Origin of the sequence: Caloramator fervidus (genome assembly GCF_900108045.1) — a bacterium.
Classification (GTDB): Bacteria; Bacillota; Clostridia; order Clostridiales; family Caloramatoraceae; genus Caloramator; species Caloramator fervidus.
Genome location: NZ_FNUK01000020.1, coordinates 15,629 through 33,694, shown reverse-complemented (window position 1 = coordinate 33,694; position 18,066 = coordinate 15,629). Strand labels below are relative to the sequence as shown.

Sequence of the window (18,066 nt, the reverse complement as noted above, 5' to 3'; positions counted from 1 at the left end):
AAAGGTTTAGAAATCGAATTCTTCATTGTTGTGTATAAACTTGTTAAACTATTAAATCTACAACAATTTTTAACGGCCTCGCGCAAAAAATTTAAGAAGAAAACCTTAGTCGACCTAAGTCAGTCTTTAAAGGTTTTCTTCTTAAACCTATACCAAACTACGTGCAAAAATAAACAATACGCTGAGCTTTTATAAAAGCCAACCTTTGATTGGCCTTTTTGTCATGCCCATTTTTAAAGCTTTTGCTTAAATTAATCTCAATTACATAAAAACTCCTTGGAAATTAGCAAGGGCGGGCATCTGAATAATTTGCCCACCCCAACTATTGACATAGAACCTTATTTTTTTACTATTTTTTTATATCCTAATAAACCAAGTATGAAGATAAACCCTAATAACAACCACTTTTTAGAAATTTCTCTTTTATATTTTCCTTCTTGATATTTTAAATCATATAAATGGTTGTTATAATTTACGTTTGAAATCAAAGGAACAGATTTTAAAAGGATATTATTTTTATAAATATCTATGCTTCCTAAAATATCTCCTTTTTTTATGCTTTTTATTTGTGGTATTAAATTTATTCTTTTTTCTAGTTCATTAAATGATTCGTTTTTCTTTAAAGTTACATATACATCTTCTTTAGGATATAGGGGAATTGATGTATTTCCAAATGTTATGTTATAAACAGCTGTATTTTTATCTAAAATAAGCTTAGTTTCAAATTCATTAAATCCATATTCAAAAAGTTTTATGACGTCATTATAATAATTTGAATCGCTTTTTAAAATAACAACTATTAAAGTCCTATCATCTTTAGTAGCTGAACCAACAAAGGTATGTTTAGCTTTGATTGTATATCCAGTTTTAACTCCATTTGCCCATTTGTAGTTATATTTTTTGTTTCCATTTAATAATTTATTGTGGTTATATAAATATCTTTTTTGGGGTTGTTTATTAGTAGGAGGTATTATGTAATTTTTTTTGGATATTATTTCTCTAAATATTGGATATTCAAAGGCTTTTTTAGTAATAAGATATAGATCATAGGCGCTTGTATAGTGGTTATCATCGTAAAGACCAGATGCATTTAAAAAATTTGTATTTTTGCATCCTAATTCTTGGGCTCTTTTATTCATTAGCTTAGAAAATTGTTCTTCACTACCTGAAATGTATTCTGCTAAAGCTTGAGCAGCGTCATTAGCGGATTCTAAAAGAAGTGCATTTAGAAGTTGTTCTACAGTTAACTCTTCTCCCTCTAATAAATAAATTTTACTTCCATCAGCAAAGGGTGGTTTTTTGCCTATGATTACTTTATCATTTAAGTTAGTATTTTCAATTGTTAAAAGAGCAGTCATTATTTTTGTTGTGCTGGCAGGCGCTAATTTTAAGTCTTTGTTTTTTTCATATAATATTTCTCCAGAGTTTAAATCTACTAATATTGCGCCTTCTGCGTTGACGTTTATATTTGAAGCTGCATGAATAATAGGATTGAAAAATAAAAATATACATATTATGAATGAAAGTATTTTTTTCATAGGCATCTCCTTTCATTTTTTATAAACAACAGATATTTTAACAGAAAATATAATAATTGTTCAACGTTTAAAATGATTTATTTTGGTTAATATTTTAAACTGGGGTGATAAAAATGGATTTAACAAAAAGGGAAAAAATAGGATTAATTTTGTTTTTGTCGATTTTAGTTTTTATAAATGCTTTTTATTATTATAGGGATAAAAAAAGCAGTGAAATTACTGTAATTAAATCAAGTATTGAGCAAAAGGATTCTGAGATAAAAGTTTATATTTGTGGGGAAGTAAAAAAACCAGGGGTATATACTTTAAGAGAAGGAGATAGATTGTATAAACTTTTAGAGATGTGTGGAGGATTTACAGATAATGCTTTAAAAGAAAAATTAAATTTAGCTATGAAGTTAAAGGATGAGGATTATATATATGTTCCATCAAAGGCTGATATACAAGTCGATCAGTCTTTAAATGATTCTTCACAAACGAAAATAAACATAAACACTGCAGGTTTAGAAGAATTAAAGAGTCTTCCACGAATAGGGGATGCTCTTGCACAAAGGATTATTGAATATAGACAAAAAAATGGGCCCTTTAGAAGAATAGAAGATATAAAGAATGTAAGTGGTATAGGGGATAAGATGTTTGAAAACATTAAGGATAAAATAACTGTAAGATAATGTTGAATATTAAAATTATTTTGGATAAAATTATCATGTAACTTAAAAGTTAATAAAATGAAGGGAAGTGATATATTGGATATAAAATTAACTCAAATGACTAAATCATCTGGATGAGCGGCGAAAATAGGGCCGGAGGCCCTATCGGATATATTATCTAAACTTCCAAGGTTTTATGATAGAAATTTAATAGTTGGGTATGATACTTCAGATGATGCTGCTGTTTATAAGTTAACTGAAGATATAGCAATAATACAGACTTTAGATTTTTTTACACCTGTAGTTGATGATCCTTACTTATTTGGGCAAATTGCTGCTACAAATTCCTTAAGTGATGTTTATGCTATGGGTGGAAGGCCTGTTTTGGCATTAAATATTGTCACCTTTCCTCAGTGCAAGGATATGGAAATATTGGCTGAGATATTAAAGGGTGGAGCGGATAAAGTAAAAGAAGCTGGGGCAATAATAGTTGGTGGTCATACTGTAGATGATGATGAACCTAAATATGGTCTATCGGTTATGGGAATAATTCATCCTAGTAGGATTTTGTCAAATTCAAATGCGAAGGAAGGAGATGTATTGATATTAACAAAGCCAATAGGCACAGGAATAATAAATACCGCTATAAAAGGAGAAATTGCTGGTAAAGATGAAATAGCTGAGGCGGTCAAATATATGTCTATGCTTAATAAATATGCAGCAGAAATAGCAGAGAAATATCCTATAAATTCCTGCACTGATATAACCGGTTTTGGACTTGCTGGACATGCTTATGAAATGGCAAAAGGAAGTAATGTTACTATAAGGATTTTAAGTAGCAACATAAAATATATAAATGGTGCGGTGGAATATGCTAAAATGGGACTTATTCCTGCAGGGACATATAGGAATAGGAATTATTTAAAAGATAAATACAAGTTTAATGCTAAAGAGGAATATATTCTTGATTTAGTTTTTGATCCTCAAACTTCTGGTGGGTTGTTATTTTCTTTACCTGAAAAAGAGGCTAACAAGCTTTTAAATGAGTTAAATGATAATGGGATTGATGCCTTTATAGTAGGATATGTTGAAAGGCTTTGTGAATATTACATAATAATTGATTAACAGGAGGCAATATGATGGAAAGTAAAAAACTGTTGCTTTCAAGCTTACCTAAGGTGGACAAGATATTATCAGATGAAAGGATTAAAGGTTTAAATTTTTCAAGGAGCATAGTATTAGATTCAATAAGGACAGTTCTTGATGATTATAGGGAAGGTATAATTAATGATAATATAGTTAAAGTTGAATATGAAAACATAATTGAAAAGATAATAAAAACGGTTTATCTAAAGCAGAGAAATCATTTAAGAAGGGTTATAAATGCAACAGGAACAATACTTCATACCAATCTTGGAAGAGCTGTGTTATCTAAAGATGCAATAAATGCTGTTTTAGAAGTTTCATCAAGATATAATAATCTTGAGTATGATTTAGACAAAGGGGAGAGAGGTTCAAGGTATAGTCATGTAGAGGATATAATATGTAAAGTAACAGGAGCAGAAGCTGCTATGGTAGTAAACAACAATGCTGCTGCTGTTATGCTTGTTCTTTCAACTCTTGCAAAAAATAAAGAAGTTATAGTATCAAGAGGTCAGCTTGTTGAAATTGGAGGTTCCTTTAGGATTCCTGCTGTTATGGAACAAAGTGGTGCTAAACTTGTAGAAGTTGGTACTACAAACAAGACACATTTATATGATTATGAAAATGCTATTAATGAAAATACTGCATTGCTTCTTAAAGTTCATCAAAGCAATTTTAAAATTTTAGGTTTTACAAAAGAGGTTTCCCTTGAGGAATTAGTAGAACTAGGAAGAAGATATCAAATACCTGTATTTGAGGATATAGGAAGTGGGGTTTTAATAGACTTATCAAAATATGGATTAAGCTATGAACCTACTGTTCAAGATAGTATAAAGAAGGGAGCAGATATAGTTACGTTTAGTGGAGATAAACTTTTAGGAGGACCTCAAGCAGGTATAATTGTTGGAAGAAGGGATTTAATTGAAAAGATGAAGAAAAATCAACTAACAAGGGCTTTAAGAATAGATAAAATGACTCTTGCTGCTTTAGAGGCTACTTTTAGGTTATACTTAGATGAAGAAAAAGCAATAAAGGAAATCCCTGCTCTTAATATGATGACTATGGATATTAATACAATTCAAAAAAAGGCCAAAAAACTTTTTAACTTATTAAAACAAAGGTTAAAGGATAAGGTTGAAATTTCTATAAAACAGGATGTATCTCAATTTGGTGGAGGGTCTATGCCCCTTGAGACTATTCCAACCTTTGTTGTTTTATTAAAACCTAAACATAGGAAGGTAAAGGATGTTGAATATATATTAAGGCAGCAAGATATTCCTATAATAGTTAGAATTTACAAAGAGCAGATAATAATGGATGTAAGAACTATATTTGATGATGAGTTTAAAATAATAGCAGAAACTTTTGAAAGAATACTCTAAGGGGTGTATTTTTATGCAGCATGTAATAATAGGAACAGCAGGACACATAGATCATGGAAAAACAACGCTTATAAAGGCATTAACTGGTAGAGATACTGATACTTTAAAGGAGGAAAAAGAAAGAGGAATATCAATAAATTTAGGTTTTACTTATTTTGATTTACCATCTGGGAAGAGAGCTGGAATAGTTGATGTTCCTGGTCATGAAAGGTTTATTAAAAATATGCTTGCAGGAGTTACAGGAATAGACATTGTTTTGCTTGTTATTGCAGCGGATGAAGGGGTAATGCCTCAAACCAAGGAACATTTAAATATTTTAAATCTTTTAGATATAAAAAAAGGTATTGTGGTTATAACTAAAAAAGATTTAGTAGATCAAGAGTGGCTTAACATGGTTATAGAAGATATTAAAAAAGAAATTGAAAATACCTTTTTAAAAGATGCTCCGATTATTCCTGTATCCTCCTACACGAAGGAAGGCCTTAAAGAGCTTGTTTATATGATAGACAAGCTTACCATGGAAATGGAGGATAGGGATATTCTTACAGATTTTAGACTTCCAATAGATAGGGTATTTACGGTCAGTGGTTTTGGAACGGTTGTCACAGGGACATTAATTTCTGGAACTATAAATGAAGGAGATATATGTAAAATATACCCAAAGGATATAGTAACAAAGGTTAGGGGAATACAAGTTCATGAAAGGCCTGTAAAAACTGCATATGCTGGGCAAAGAGTTGCAGTTAATCTTGCAAATGTAAAAAAAGAAGATATAGAAAGAGGAGATGTTTTAGCAAAACCAGATTCTATGCAAGTTTCAATGATGATAGATTGTAGGTTAAATTATTTAAGCGATGCACCACATCCTTTAGAAAATAGAGATAGAGTTAGGATATATCATGGAACTTCGGAGATATTAGGGAGGGTATATATTTTAGATAAAGAGATTGTAAATCCTGGAGAAAAGGCCTTAGTTCAAATAAGACTGGAATCGCCAATTGCAGCTAAAAGAGGAGATAAATATATAATAAGGACATATTCTCCTATGATAACTGTTGGAGGGGGAACAATACTCGATCCCAATCCTTTAAAACATAAGGCCTTTGATGAAAAAGTTATTGAAGATTTGCTTTTAAAGGAAAAGGGAGACCCAAAGGAGATTATAGAACATACTATAAAAGTTAACAGCAAAGATTTTGTTGGAGTAAAGGATATAACAAGAATATTAGGGAAAAATTATAGCAATTTAAATGAGATATTAGAAGAACTTGTAAAGGATAAAAAAGTTATTAAATTAGATTTAGGGGATGATTTTGTCTTTATTCATTATACATACTTAATGGAAATTAAAAACAAAGTGAAGCATTTTTTAGTTGAATATCATAAAAACAATCCATTAAAATTCGGTATAACTAAGGAAGAACTAAAAATTAAAGTTTTTGGTAAAGATATAAAGCAGAGGATTTATGATAGGATGCTTGAATTATTAAGTTATGATACTATAAAAATAAATGGAATATACATAGCATTGATTGATTTTGAATTAAAATTTAATTCAAAACAGGAGAAGATAAAGGAAGATATTTTAAAGATTTTTAAAGATGCTAAGTTCCAGCCTCCAAAACCTCAAGAGGTTATAAAAGGGTTTGCAAAGGATGAGATTGAAGCTCAAAGGGTTTTTGAAGCATTAGTTGATTTAGGATTATTAGTTAAAATAAATGAAGAAATTTATTTGACGGCCGAAAATTTTGAAGCTGCAAAGAAAATGCTTATTGAATTTATTAATAAAGAAGGATATATAACAGCTGCCCAATATAGAGATATGATAGAAAGCAGTCGAAAATATGCTGTTGCCATCCTTGAATATTTTGATTCGATTAAACTTACAAAAAGAATAGAAGATAGAAGATATTTAATATAAAAAGCCTGTGTTCAAAGAACACAGGCTTTTTTGGCGGGAGTGTGTGGGAATCGAACCCACCTAACGGGGGTTAACCCGTCAACACGGTTTTGAAGACCGGTAGGCACACCAGCACCTATCCACTCCCATATACTAACAAGTTCATTTTATATAAAAAAATTATATTTGTCAATCCAGTAATTAGATTTTTCTATTGTTTTGTGTTATAATTTTAACCAAATGGGTTTGAGGTGATTTATATGGAAAGGTTTTTACAAGAATTTATAAATATGGTTAATAGTTTTGGAATTTTAGGATTGATTGTTATATCCTTTGTTGAGTCTTCTTTTTTTCCTATTCCTCCAGATGTTATTCTACTTCCCATGATGTATTTAAATAAAAAAATGGCTTTCTTTTATGCTTTTATAACAGCTTTATTTTCTGTTTTAGGAGGAGTCTTTGGATACTTTTTAGGAAGTAAATTTGGAGATATTTTTAGTAAATTTTTTGATAATTCAAAAATAAAAAGGGTAGAGGTTTATTTTAAAAAGTATGGTGGATGGGCAGTTTTAATAGCAGGATTTACTCCTATTCCTTATAAGATATTTACTATTTCCGCGGGAATTTTTAAAATACCTAAAAGAATATTTATAATTGCATCCTTTATAGGAAGATTTTCAAGATTTATTCTTGAAGCCTTTTTAGTTATTTTTTTAAAGGATGCTGATAAGTTTATAAGAAATAATTTTGAATATCTAACGATAGGAGTAACTTTAATATTTATTATGTTTTTTTATGCATATAAAACAGTTATTAGATATAGGCACTTTGAGAAATTTATAATAAAAATTAAAAACTTAAACATATGGCTAAAACTTAAAGTAATTGACAGGGTAGGCTTTTATACCTTGACAATGTTTATTTTATCAATATTTATTTTAATGTTGATGTTTGAGTTTATAGAGGATCATGGTTTTAATTTGTTTTTATATTATGATTTGAAAATTTATGAGTATTTCATATTCTTTAGAAATCCTGCTTTAAACTTTGTTTTTAAAGTAATTACTTCTATTGGAAATTTTGAATCAATGTTAATTTTAACTTTAGTTATTTCGATAATATTAATGAAACAGAATAAGAAGGATATTTCTATTTATTTCGTTATTAATATTTTTTTAGTATGGATATTTAACGAATTTTTAAAATATCTATTTAAAAGACCAAGACCTATCATGTATAGGCTTATAGAAGCTAAGGGTTATAGTTTTCCTAGTGGACATGCAATGGTATGTTTAACTTTTATGCTTTTTATATGTTTTATTTTAGAGAATGAATTTAATGTAAAGAGTAGGTTAATAAAATCAACATTAGTAATTTTAGCTCTGCTAATTGGTTTTAGCAGAGTTTATTTAGGTGTTCACTATTTTAGTGATGTAATTGCAGGGTGGATAGTTGCTATAATTTATTTTATTTCAGCAGTTATAGTGTGGAAAAACTTAAAGGGGGGTGTCCTTTAATGCAGGAGGCAAAAATAGGAATACAATCAGGACAATTTATTTATATAGATGGAGAAAAAAAGCCTCTTTTGAAGGTTGGGGAAGGGGTAGAGGTTTATGTAAATGGGGTTAAGGTTGAGTCGCAAATATTTATAAATAAGGATGATATTGTCAAGATAATTCCTAAAATAATAGAAGGTAAAAGGAATTTAAATATAAATGTAAGTCAAGATGCCATGGAAGTTTATTTAGAGGTAAGTTATGAACCCTATATAGAATACGAAATTGAAGATAAGGAGCCTAGAAATGAGCTTTTAGTTGAAGGAAAAATAAAGCATAAAAGCATAAAAAAATTTACAGCTGATGAAATAGAAAGGTTTCTTAGAGAAAAGAAAATAATTTATGGTATAAAAAAAGAAGAAATATTAAAAGCGGTTGAAGGTGGAAAATATTTAGTTGCAGAGGGTAGAAGGGCTAGAGACCCTGAGGATGATAAAATAATTTATTATTTTGGAGAAAAACACAATGAAGAGGATGAAAATGCTTTTAGAATAGATTATTTTAATAGAAATACCTATGAGTATGTTGAAAAAGGTTCTGTCCTAGCAGAGAAGTTAGAGGGAAAAGATGGAATGATAGGATTTGATGTATATGGAAGACCTGTAAAACCAAGAAAAAGAAGCATATTGAAGCTTTTAGCAGGGACAGGGTGTAACATATTAGATAACAAAGCTTTTGCGGCTATATCTGGTATGCCTGAGGTTAAAGCAGATAGAATATGTGTATATGAGGTTTTAAGATTAAATAGTGATGTTGATATTAAAACAGGAAATATAAGTTTTGATGGAAATATTGAGATTTTTGGTTCTGTAAAGGAAGGGTTTAAAGTAAAATCAGGTAATAAAGTTATAGTTCATGGTGATGTTTTAGAGGCGGAAGTTATTGCAAATGGAGATGTTATAATTAAAAAGAATTTAATATCCTCTAATGTTATGGCTGGACTAAATCAGCTAAATAATGAAAGGGCCTTTGAAAAAATTAAAGAGGCCTATGAAATATTAAAAAATGTTCTGTCTATGTATTCTCAGCTTTTAAGTCTTGGAAAAATTAAAATGGACAAAAATATAGGACAAGTGCTTTATTTGATTTTGGAATCGAAATATCCTAATAAGATGAAGGATTTTGATAAAACAAATGAGTTTATAACTTCTAATTTTAAAAATGAAATTTTAAATTGTTGGAAGAGCATTTATTCTTTGTTGTTGGAGTTTAAAGATAATATGTTAAAGGATTTAGATAAAATGAAAAATATATTAAAGGAGATAGAGGGTTTTATTGAAGGTTTTGAGGTTTTAAACTGTCCTTCAAATGTGTATATATCCTACTGTCAAAATTCTAAAATTTTTTCAAGTAACGATGTAGAAATATTAGGGAAGGGTTGCTATAATACAGATATAGTAGCGAAAAATGTTGTAAAGTTTTTAAACGAAAAAGCTGTATTAAGGGGAGGAAGGATATTTGCTCAAAATGGTGTCTTTGCTTCTGAGGTAGGTTCTAATGCAGGAGCTGTGACGGTTTTAAAAACTACAAAGCAAGGAATTATAGAGGCTAAAGTTGCATATCAAAATACTATTTTACAATTTGATGATATTTCATATAAAATTGAAAATCCAGTAAAAAATCTTAAGGCATATTTTAAAAATGGAGAGGTTATAGTAGAAAAAATGAAATTATAGGAGTGATGCCAAAATGGATAGAAAGGTTATAATTTTTAAGCTTGGAAATGAAGAATTTGCCTGTGATATCCAGCAGGTAGAAAGAATTCTTGGATATATAGAACCTACAAAGGTTCCAGAGGCACCCTATTTTGTTGAAGGTGTTATAAACTATCAAAATACAATTTTGCCAATAATTAACTTAAGGAAAAAGTTTAATATGAATTATGAAGATTCAAGGGATAAAAAAATAATAGTTGTGAAAAACAACAATAAAAATGTTGGGCTTTTGGTAGATACTGTTTTAGAGGTTACAGATATAAAGGAGGAAAATATAGAGGCTTCTCCTGATATTGTTACGGTTGCAAAAAATAAGTATATTCAAAATATAATAAGACTTGATAATAGAATAATTTTAAACATTGATACTGAGAAGATTTTAACAAAAGATGAATTAGAAAAAATAACAAACTAAAATGGAGTAGATATTATGGAAGGAAAGGAAATAAAAGTAGGAATAGGAGATTTAAACATAGCTTTTCCGCCTGATAGGTTAATTACTATAGGTTTGGGTTCATGTGTTGGAATAGCTTTATATGATGATTATAAAAAGATAGCAGGGCTTGCACATATTATGCTTCCTGAAAGCTCAAAGTTTACTAATAATTCAAATCCTATGAAATATGCAGATTTGGCAATACCAATGCTTGTTGAAAAAATGATACAAAATGGAGCAAGGTTGAACAATTTAAAGGCTAAAATTGCAGGAGGGGCAAGTATGTTTCAAACAAGCGATAAAACGCCCCTTATGGATATAGGAAGCAGAAATGCAAAGGCAGTTAAAGAAATACTTCAAAAATTAAGAATACCTATTCTTGCTGAGGATCTTGGAGGGAACTATGGAAGAACAATGATAATAGAAGCAGATACAGGAAAAGTATACATAAGAACAGTTGGTAAAGGTATAAAGGAGTTGTAGATATGTTTGAAAAAATAAAGGTTTTGGTTGTTGATGATTCTGCTTTTATGAGGAAAATGATTTCTGATATGATAAACAGTCAACCAGACATGGAAGTAATAGATACAGCAAGAGATGGACTAGATGCACTTGAAAAGATAAAACGTTTAAATCCAGATGTAGTGACCCTTGATGTAGAGATGCCTTATAAAAATGGTCTTGAAGTTTTAAAGGAAATAGATAAAGAAAAAACACAAGTTATAATGTTAAGCAGTCTTACAGCTGAGGGATCAGCGATAACCATAGAAGCGTTACGGTTAGGTGCCTTTGATTTTATACAAAAACCGTCAGGTTCAATATCATTGGATATTGAAAAAGTGAAGGATGATTTAGTAGAGAAAATAAGATATGCTAATGCTCATATTAAAAGAAGGAGGATAAAACCTCTTGTTAGGTATGAAGCTTTAACTAGTTTAGAGAATAATCAAAAACCTATAGAAGCTATTTTAATTGGAGCATCAACTGGGGGGCCTAAGGTTTTATTTGAACTTGTAACTCAACTTCCAAAGGATTTAGACCTTCCAGTTCTTATAGTTCAGCATATGCCAGCGGGTTTTACAAAGGCTTTTGCTGAAAGACTTGATAGATATAGTAGTTTAAAGGTTTTAGAAGCTCAAGATAATGTTATTATAAATAAAAATCATGTATATATAGCTCCAGGTGGATTCCACATGCTTGTAAATAGGAACAGGATAAAACTTGATTTATCTCCTCAAGTTCATGGGGTAAGACCTGCTGTTGATAAGCTCTTTTTGTCAGCAGCCCATGAATTTGATGGAAGGCTTTTGGCTGTAATATTAACGGGAATGGGAAAAGATGGTGCAGAAGGAATTAAAGCTATAAAACAAAGAGGAGGCATAACTATAGCCCAAGATGAGGTAACTTCTACGGTATTTGGAATGCCAAAGGCAGCAATAGAAACAGGATGTATAGATTATGTATTGCCTGACAAGGAAATAGCAAATCAAATAGTTAAAATAGTTCGGGGGAGAAGCTGATGGACTTTAAGAAAATAGAGGCCTTTGTTTTAAAACAATATGGCATAGATCTTTCAGCCTATAAGTCAAAACAATTGACAAGAAGAATAGAAAGTTTTATGAGTAGAATTGGAGTTAAAAACGAAGATGAGTTTATTTTAAAACTTAAGCTTGATAAAAACTTAAGCCAGAGATTTTTAGATCATTTAACTATAAATGTATCGGAATTTTTTAGAAATAAGGATCTTTTTTTAGAACTTGAAAGAAAAATAAAGGAACTTTTAAATCCAGAAAAAAAGACCTTAAAGATTTGGAGTGCTGCTTGTTCAAATGGTGCAGAGCCCTATACTTTAGCTATAATAATGGACAGGCTAACACCCAACAAAAGACATACTATAATAGCTACGGACATAGATAAAAACATACTTGAAGTTGCCAAAAAAGGAGTATATAAGATGCAGGATGTAAGAAATGTTGATAAGGATTTATTAGACAAATATTTTATAAAGGATGGGGATAGCTATATAATTAAAGATTTTATAAAAAACAGGGTTATTTTTAAACATCATGATTTAATATTAGATAGATATGATACAGGTTTTGATTTAATAGTTTGTAGAAATGTTGTTATATATTTTACTCAAGAGGTTAAAAATCAAATTTACAAAAAGTTTTATGATGCTATGAATCCAGGAGCTTTACTTTTTGTTGGAGCGACGGAAAGCATTTATAATTATAGGGAATTGGGTTTTGAAAAAGCATCTACATTTATATATAGAAAACCGGGAGGCGTATAATTATGGATATGTCACAATATTTGGATATTTTTCTTGAAGAATCAGAGGAAAATATACAAAGGCTTAATGAAGATCTTTTAGAGTTAGAGAAGGATCCTGAAAATCATGATATTGTAAATTCAATCTTTAGGGCGGCTCATACCTTAAAGGGTATGGCAGGAAGTATGGGATTTGAGAGAATAGCTGATTTGACGCATAAAATGGAAAATATTCTTGATAAAATAAGAAATGGTGAACTTAGGGTTAATTCTAATATAGTAACTACTTTATTTAAATGTGTAGATAAGCTAGAAGAGATGATAGATAACATAAGAAATGAGGGTATTGAGGATGCCGATGTTGATGATATAATAGAAGAGTTGAAGAAAATAGAAAATAGTGACTCCTATGAAGATAATAAAAAGAGTCAATTAGTATTTGAACTTAATGAATATGATAAAGATCTTATTATAAAAGCAAAGGAAAAAAATTACAATGTTTATAAGGTAAAGGTTACAATATATAAAGATTCAGTTTTAAAATCTGCAAGGGCGTTTTTGGTTTATAAGACTTTAGAAGAAATGGGAGAGATAATAAAAACTGTTCCATCAACAGAGGATTTAGAGCAGGAGAATTTTGATAATCAATTTTATGTAATTGTTATAACTCAAAAGAACAAAGAGGAAATAAAAGGCAAAGTAGAAGGCATTTCAGAAATTGAAGGGGTTGAAGTTGAAGCTTTACAAGAAAATGTCCATGAAGAAAGCAATCAAATTAAAGAAGAAAAGGAAGAAATAAAATTAGAAAAGCAAATCGAAAAAGAAGAGGATAAAAGTACTAAGAAAGTTCATCAATCTGTGAGGGTTGATCTTGAAAGATTAGACAAGTTTATGAATTTAGTAGGGGAGCTTGTAATCCATAGAACTAGGTTAGAGCAGATAAGCAAAGATTTTAAATCACAGGAACTTCATGAAACTTTGGAGCAGGTTGGAAGGATAACAACAGATCTTCAAGATCTTGTAATGAAGGTTAGAATGCTTCCAATAGAAAAGGTATTTAATAGATTTCCAAGAATGGTAAGGGATCTTGCAAAGGAATTAGGAAAGGAAGTAGAATTAATTATAAAGGGTGAGGATACTGAACTTGATAGAACAGTAATTGATGAAATTGGAGAACCTCTTGTTCATCTTTTAAGAAATGCTATAGATCATGGAATTGAAACTCCAGAGGAGAGAATAAAACAAGGAAAGAGTGCAAAGGGGACAGTAAAACTTATAGCTTATCAGGAAGGAAATAAGGCTGTTATAAAGGTTGAAGATGATGGAAAGGGTATTGATATAAACAAAATAAAGAAAAAGGCTGAACAACTTGGAATAAATACTGAAGGAATGACAGAACACGACATTAAAAACCTTATATTCCTTCAAGGTTTTAGCACAAGCGAAAAGGTTACAGACATATCTGGAAGAGGAGTTGGAATGGATGTTGTAAAAACAAAAATAACCTCCCTTGGAGGAAGTATTGAAGTTATAAGCGAGTTAGGGAAAGGGACAGCCTTTATAATAAGACTACCATTGACCCTATCTATAATACAGGCCCTTTTAGTTAAAGTTGCAGAGGAAACCTTTGCAATATCCCTTGGATTTATTGATAGAGTTATAAAAATAAAATTAAATGAGGTAAAGGTTTCTAACAATAAAGAAGTTATAATATACAGGGATAGTGTAATACCTATTGTAAGGCTTGCTCAAAGATTGAATTTACCAGAAATTGATTCAGATGAAAAATTTGTAGTTATTGTAAAGGTTGGAGAGAAGACGGTAGGTCTTTTAGTAGATTCTCTATTAGGACAGCAAGAAATTGTTATAAAACCTATAGGAAAGCTTTTACAAAATCAAAAGGAATATGTAGGTGCAACTATATTAGGAGATGGTTTAGTGACATTAATATTGGATGTTGCAGCTTTAATATGAGTAGGTGATAGATATGGAATTTAATCTTAATGAAATTCAATTGGATGCTTTAAGGGAAATAGGTAATATAGGTGCTGGCAATGCTGCGACAGCATTGTCGCAGCTTATAAATAAAAAAGTTGATATGTCTGTTCCACAAGTGGACATACTTTTATTTAATGATATGTTAACAAGAATAGGAAATGAAGAGGATTTAGTTATAGCTGTTCTTTTGAAGGTTTTTGGTGATGCACCAGGGAATATATTATTTGTAATGAAGCCTGATAGTGCAAGAATTATTGCAGATGAAATGTTAGAGGGTTTTTCAGAAATAAATGAAGATCTTTATTATTCTGTTTATCAAGAACTTGGAAATATTTTAGGAAATTCCTATTTAAATGCTTTGTCAAAATTTACAGGTTTAAATTTAATAGGTTCTGTTCCTTATGTTGTTGAGGACATGTTAGCAGCTATTTTAAGCACGAGTTTTATTGATGCAGAGCAATATAGTGATTATGTTTTAGCCATTGATACAAAATTTACTCAGGATGACAAAGAATCTGGCGGATACTTTTTCTTTATTCCAAAGCCAGGTTCTTTAGAAGCTATATTATCAAAATTAGGATTATAAAAAGGGAGGATTTATCATGGCAAGAGTGTTAATTGTGGATGATGCTGCTTTTATGAGAATGATGTTAAAGGATATACTTGTAAAGAATGGTTATGAAGTTGTAGGGGAAGCTCCAAATGGTCTTAAAGCTGTTGAGTTATATAAGCAGGAAAGACCAGATGTTGTTACAATGGACATAACTATGCCTGAGATGGATGGTATACAAGCTGTTAAAGAAATCAGAGCCTTTGACCCAAACGCAAAAATAATAATGTGTTCAGCTATGGGACAACAGGCTATGGTTATGGAGGCAATAAAATCAGGAGCTAAGGATTTTATAGTGAAGCCTTTCCAACCAGAAAGAGTTTTAGAGGCTCTAAAGAAGGTTTTAGGATAGGAGTGAATATATATGCAAATAGTAATATTCACCCTTGGCAATGAAAAGTTTGCCTTGGATACATCTATTGTCCACGGGATTGAAAAGATGATGAGTATAACAAAAGTTCCTAATGCTCCTTATTATGTTAGGGGACTTATAAATCTAAGAGGTAATATTATAACAGTTGTTGATTTAAAATCATTGTTAAACAAGTATGCTAAGGATGAAGAAGAAAACATCATAGTTGTTGAAGTAAACGAAGAAAAAATAGGGTTAATAGTAGATAAAGTTGATGAGGTTATAGAAATAGAGAATGAAATGATAGAAAAATCTGTTGAAAATGTGTCATATATAAAGGGAATAATAAACTTAGAGGGACAGATAATAACTCTTTTGGAGGGAGAGGCCCTTTTAACAAGATAGGAGGGATTTTATGGGAGAAATTTTAACTCAAAGCGAGATAGATGCCCTCCTTTCAGCCTTAACAGCTGGAGAGATACAACTTGAGGAAAATACCTCTGTTGAAAAACAAAAAGTAAAAAAATATGATTTTAAAAGGCCAAATAAGTTTTCAAAGGAGCACTTAAGGACTTTAGAGATGATATACGATAATTTTGGCCGTATTGCTGCAAATTATCTTACGGCAAGTTTAAGAACATCTGTTCAATTTAAAGTTATTTCGATTGAACAGATTACCTTTGAAGAGTTTATATATTCTGTTCCAAACCCAACTATTCTTATGACTTTTTATTTAGAGCCCTTTACAGGTCCTTTTATGTTTGAAACAGGACCATCTTATGTTTTTGAAATTATAGATTTAATGTTTGGCGGTTCAGGGAAGGGGCAGTATAAGACAAGGGATTTTACTGATATTGAAAAAAATATAATCAAAAAATTAAACTTAAAACTTTTAGAAAACTTAAAAATGGCTTGGGAGGATATTTTAGATGTTAATGTAGTATTTGAAAGTTTAGAAACAAACCCTGTATTAAATCAAGTTATTGCACCAAATGAACCAGTTTGTTTAATTACCTTTTCAGTAACGATAGGCAGCAATCAGTGTTATGTAAATATGTGTATTCCGTATATATCTATAGAAAAATATACAGATAAGCTTGTTATTCAATATAAGGGATCTACCTTTGATAAGGAAAACACGGGATTTAAAGAAAAATTAAAAAAGAACTTAATGCCTGTAAAGCTTAATTGTTTTGTTGAGCTTGGGAAAACTATGATATCTGTTGAAGATTTTTTAAATCTTTCAGTTGGCGATGTTTTAATGCTTGATAAAAAAGTTAATGAACCTATTGATATGTATATAGAAGATAAACTTCATTATAAAGTTTATCCTGGAAAAATTGGCAAAAAATTAGGAGTTCAAATTTTTGAAATACTAGATAAGGATGTGAAAGAAGATGAATGATGGAATACTTTCACAAGCAGAAATAGATGCTTTACTAAATGGGATTAATACAACTAAAATTGAAGAGTTAACAGAAGAAGAAAAGGACCTTTTAGGTGAAATAGGAAATATATCAATGGGTTCTGCTTCAACGGCGCTATCTTCTATCCTTGGTAAGATGGTAAACATAACTACTCCAAGGGTTACTTTAACCACTTTAAGTGATATAAAGAAGGAGTTTAATATTCCTATTATGACCCTTGAAGTAGAATATATTGAAGGTCTTAAGGGTTCAAATATACTTCTTATAAGAATAGATGATGCTTCAATAATTGCTGATATAATGATGGGAGGCTCAGGGACAAATGTAAAGACTGAGCTTTCTGAGATTGAAGTTAGTGCCGTTCAAGAGGCAATGAACCAGATGATAGGGTCTTCAGCAACTTCACTATCTACGATGCTTAATATGCCTATAAATATTACTCCTCCCATTGCAAGGGTTTGGAATAATAACGTTGAAAAGATATCGGACCTTATAGATGAGGATGAGAAAATAGTTAGAATATCCTTTAAGCTTACAATAGAAGATTTATTAGATAGTGAGATAATGCTTTTATTGCCTATTGAAACTGCAAAAATGATTGTAAACAAGATGATGGGAGGCTATATGGAGCCTCAAGAAGAAAAACAAGAACCTAGGTCAGAAGCTGCCTATGAAAAAGTTGAAAAAGAGATAAAACAAGATCAAAAAAATGACATGAACGTATCAAAGGCAGTATTTTCTGATCTTACGCCTATATCTTCAAAGGAAAAGCACAATATAGAGCTTATACTTGATGTTCCGCTTGAAATTTCGGTTGTTCTTGGAAGAACTAAAAAGACTATAAAAGAGATATTAGAGCTTGGTCAGGGTTCACTAATTGAGCTTGATAAGTTGACTGAAGAGCCTGTAGAAATTTTAGTAAACGGCAAAAGGGTAGCTTATGGAGAGGTTGTTGTAATTGATGAAAATTTTGGGGTTAGAATAACGAGCATTGTAAACAATGAGGAAAAAATAAAAAGCCTTCAGGGTTAGCCTGAAGGCTAAAGTTTTATTAATGTTTTACGATAAATAAAGTAGAAAATTAA

General features: G+C 30.5%; 17 protein-coding genes and 1 tRNA gene. 16 read left to right on the top strand and 2 right to left on the bottom strand.

Annotated features, from left to right (window positions below; all coding sequences use genetic code 11):
- Window positions 1–338: 338 nt before the first annotated feature.
- Window positions 339–1,538, bottom strand: coding sequence for a D-alanyl-D-alanine carboxypeptidase family protein (locus C4R78_RS07485; protein ID WP_159945857.1), 1,200 nt, complete (start codon window positions 1,536–1,538; stop codon window positions 339–341).
- A 113-nt stretch (window positions 1,539–1,651) separates the two neighbouring features.
- Here C4R78_RS07485 and C4R78_RS07480 point away from each other — a divergent pair, with 113 nt between their 5' ends.
- The 4 genes from C4R78_RS07480 to selB all read left to right on the top strand — a co-directional run bounded on the left by C4R78_RS07480 (window position 1,652) and on the right by selB (window position 6,634).
- Entirely contained in the window at window positions 1,652–2,209 is a 558-nt protein-coding gene (locus tag C4R78_RS07480) for a helix-hairpin-helix domain-containing protein (protein WP_103896456.1), read from the top strand.
- A 72-nt stretch (window positions 2,210–2,281) separates the two neighbouring features.
- Entirely contained in the window at window positions 2,282–3,313 is a 1,032-nt protein-coding gene (gene selD, locus C4R78_RS07475) for a selenide, water dikinase SelD (protein WP_103896458.1), read from the top strand.
- Between the two features lie 14 nt (window positions 3,314–3,327).
- Window positions 3,328–4,713 (top strand): L-seryl-tRNA(Sec) selenium transferase, encoded by a 1,386-nt coding sequence (gene selA / locus C4R78_RS07470; RefSeq protein WP_103896455.1) that lies wholly within the window; start codon window positions 3,328–3,330, stop codon window positions 4,711–4,713.
- A gap of 13 nt (window positions 4,714–4,726) precedes the next feature.
- Entirely contained in the window at window positions 4,727–6,634 is a 1,908-nt protein-coding gene (gene selB / locus C4R78_RS07465) for a selenocysteine-specific translation elongation factor (RefSeq protein WP_103896454.1), read from the top strand.
- A gap of 31 nt (window positions 6,635–6,665) precedes the next feature.
- Here the strand turns inward: selB and C4R78_RS07460 are convergent.
- Window positions 6,666–6,761, bottom strand: a tRNA-Sec gene (locus tag C4R78_RS07460).
- A 112-nt stretch (window positions 6,762–6,873) separates the two neighbouring features.
- Between C4R78_RS07460 and C4R78_RS07455 the strand changes: the two genes are divergently transcribed.
- From C4R78_RS07455 to fliY, 12 genes are read left to right on the top strand one after another with little or no spacing between them, the layout of a single operon-like run.
- Window positions 6,874–8,130 carry a phosphatase PAP2 family protein gene (locus C4R78_RS07455; protein ID WP_103896453.1) on the top strand — a complete coding sequence of 419 codons (1,257 nt, stop codon included), beginning with the start codon at window positions 6,874–6,876 and terminating at the stop codon, window positions 8,128–8,130.
- Entirely contained in the window at window positions 8,130–9,845 is a 1,716-nt protein-coding gene (locus C4R78_RS07450) for a DUF342 domain-containing protein (RefSeq protein ID WP_103896452.1), read from the top strand. Before C4R78_RS07455 ends, C4R78_RS07450 begins: the two co-directional genes overlap by 1 nt.
- A 13-nt stretch (window positions 9,846–9,858) precedes the next feature.
- On the top strand, window positions 9,859–10,299 hold the full coding sequence (locus C4R78_RS07445; RefSeq protein WP_103896451.1) for a chemotaxis protein CheW: 441 nt from the start codon (window positions 9,859–9,861) through the stop codon (window positions 10,297–10,299).
- 15 nt (window positions 10,300–10,314) lie between these two features.
- Window positions 10,315–10,803 carry a chemotaxis protein CheD gene (locus tag C4R78_RS07440; RefSeq protein ID WP_103896450.1) on the top strand — a complete coding sequence of 163 codons (489 nt, stop codon included), beginning with the start codon at window positions 10,315–10,317 and terminating at the stop codon, window positions 10,801–10,803.
- A 2-nt stretch (window positions 10,804–10,805) separates the two neighbouring features.
- Window positions 10,806–11,840, top strand: a complete 1,035-nt coding sequence (locus C4R78_RS07435) for a protein-glutamate methylesterase/protein-glutamine glutaminase (protein ID WP_103896449.1) — start codon at window positions 10,806–10,808, stop codon at window positions 11,838–11,840.
- A complete protein-coding gene (locus C4R78_RS07430) occupies window positions 11,840–12,616 on the top strand; it encodes a CheR family methyltransferase (protein WP_103896448.1) in 777 nt (258 codons plus the stop codon). The genes C4R78_RS07435 and C4R78_RS07430 overlap by 1 nt, the downstream gene beginning before the upstream one ends.
- Before the next feature lie 2 nt (window positions 12,617–12,618).
- A complete protein-coding gene (locus tag C4R78_RS07425; RefSeq protein ID WP_103896447.1) occupies window positions 12,619–14,568 on the top strand; it encodes a chemotaxis protein CheA in 1,950 nt (649 codons plus the stop codon).
- 13 nt (window positions 14,569–14,581) lie between these two features.
- Window positions 14,582–15,178, top strand: coding sequence for a chemotaxis protein CheC (locus C4R78_RS07420; RefSeq protein WP_103896446.1), 597 nt, complete (start codon window positions 14,582–14,584; stop codon window positions 15,176–15,178).
- Window positions 15,179–15,194: 16 nt separating this feature from the next.
- Window positions 15,195–15,554, top strand: coding sequence for a response regulator (locus tag C4R78_RS07415; RefSeq protein WP_103896445.1), 360 nt, complete (start codon window positions 15,195–15,197; stop codon window positions 15,552–15,554).
- A gap of 12 nt (window positions 15,555–15,566) precedes the next feature.
- Complete coding sequence (locus tag C4R78_RS07410; protein WP_103896444.1) at window positions 15,567–15,959, top strand: chemotaxis protein CheW; 393 nt, start codon at window positions 15,567–15,569, stop codon at window positions 15,957–15,959.
- A gap of 10 nt (window positions 15,960–15,969) precedes the next feature.
- Window positions 15,970–16,959, top strand: coding sequence for a flagellar motor switch protein FliM (fliM, locus tag C4R78_RS07405; RefSeq protein ID WP_103896443.1), 990 nt, complete (start codon window positions 15,970–15,972; stop codon window positions 16,957–16,959).
- Window positions 16,952–18,013: a flagellar motor switch phosphatase FliY gene (gene fliY, locus C4R78_RS07400; RefSeq protein WP_103896442.1), complete on the top strand. Its 1,062-nt coding sequence runs from the start codon at window positions 16,952–16,954 to the stop codon at window positions 18,011–18,013. The genes fliM and fliY overlap by 8 nt, the downstream gene beginning before the upstream one ends.
- The last annotated feature ends 53 nt before the right edge of the window (window positions 18,014–18,066 follow it).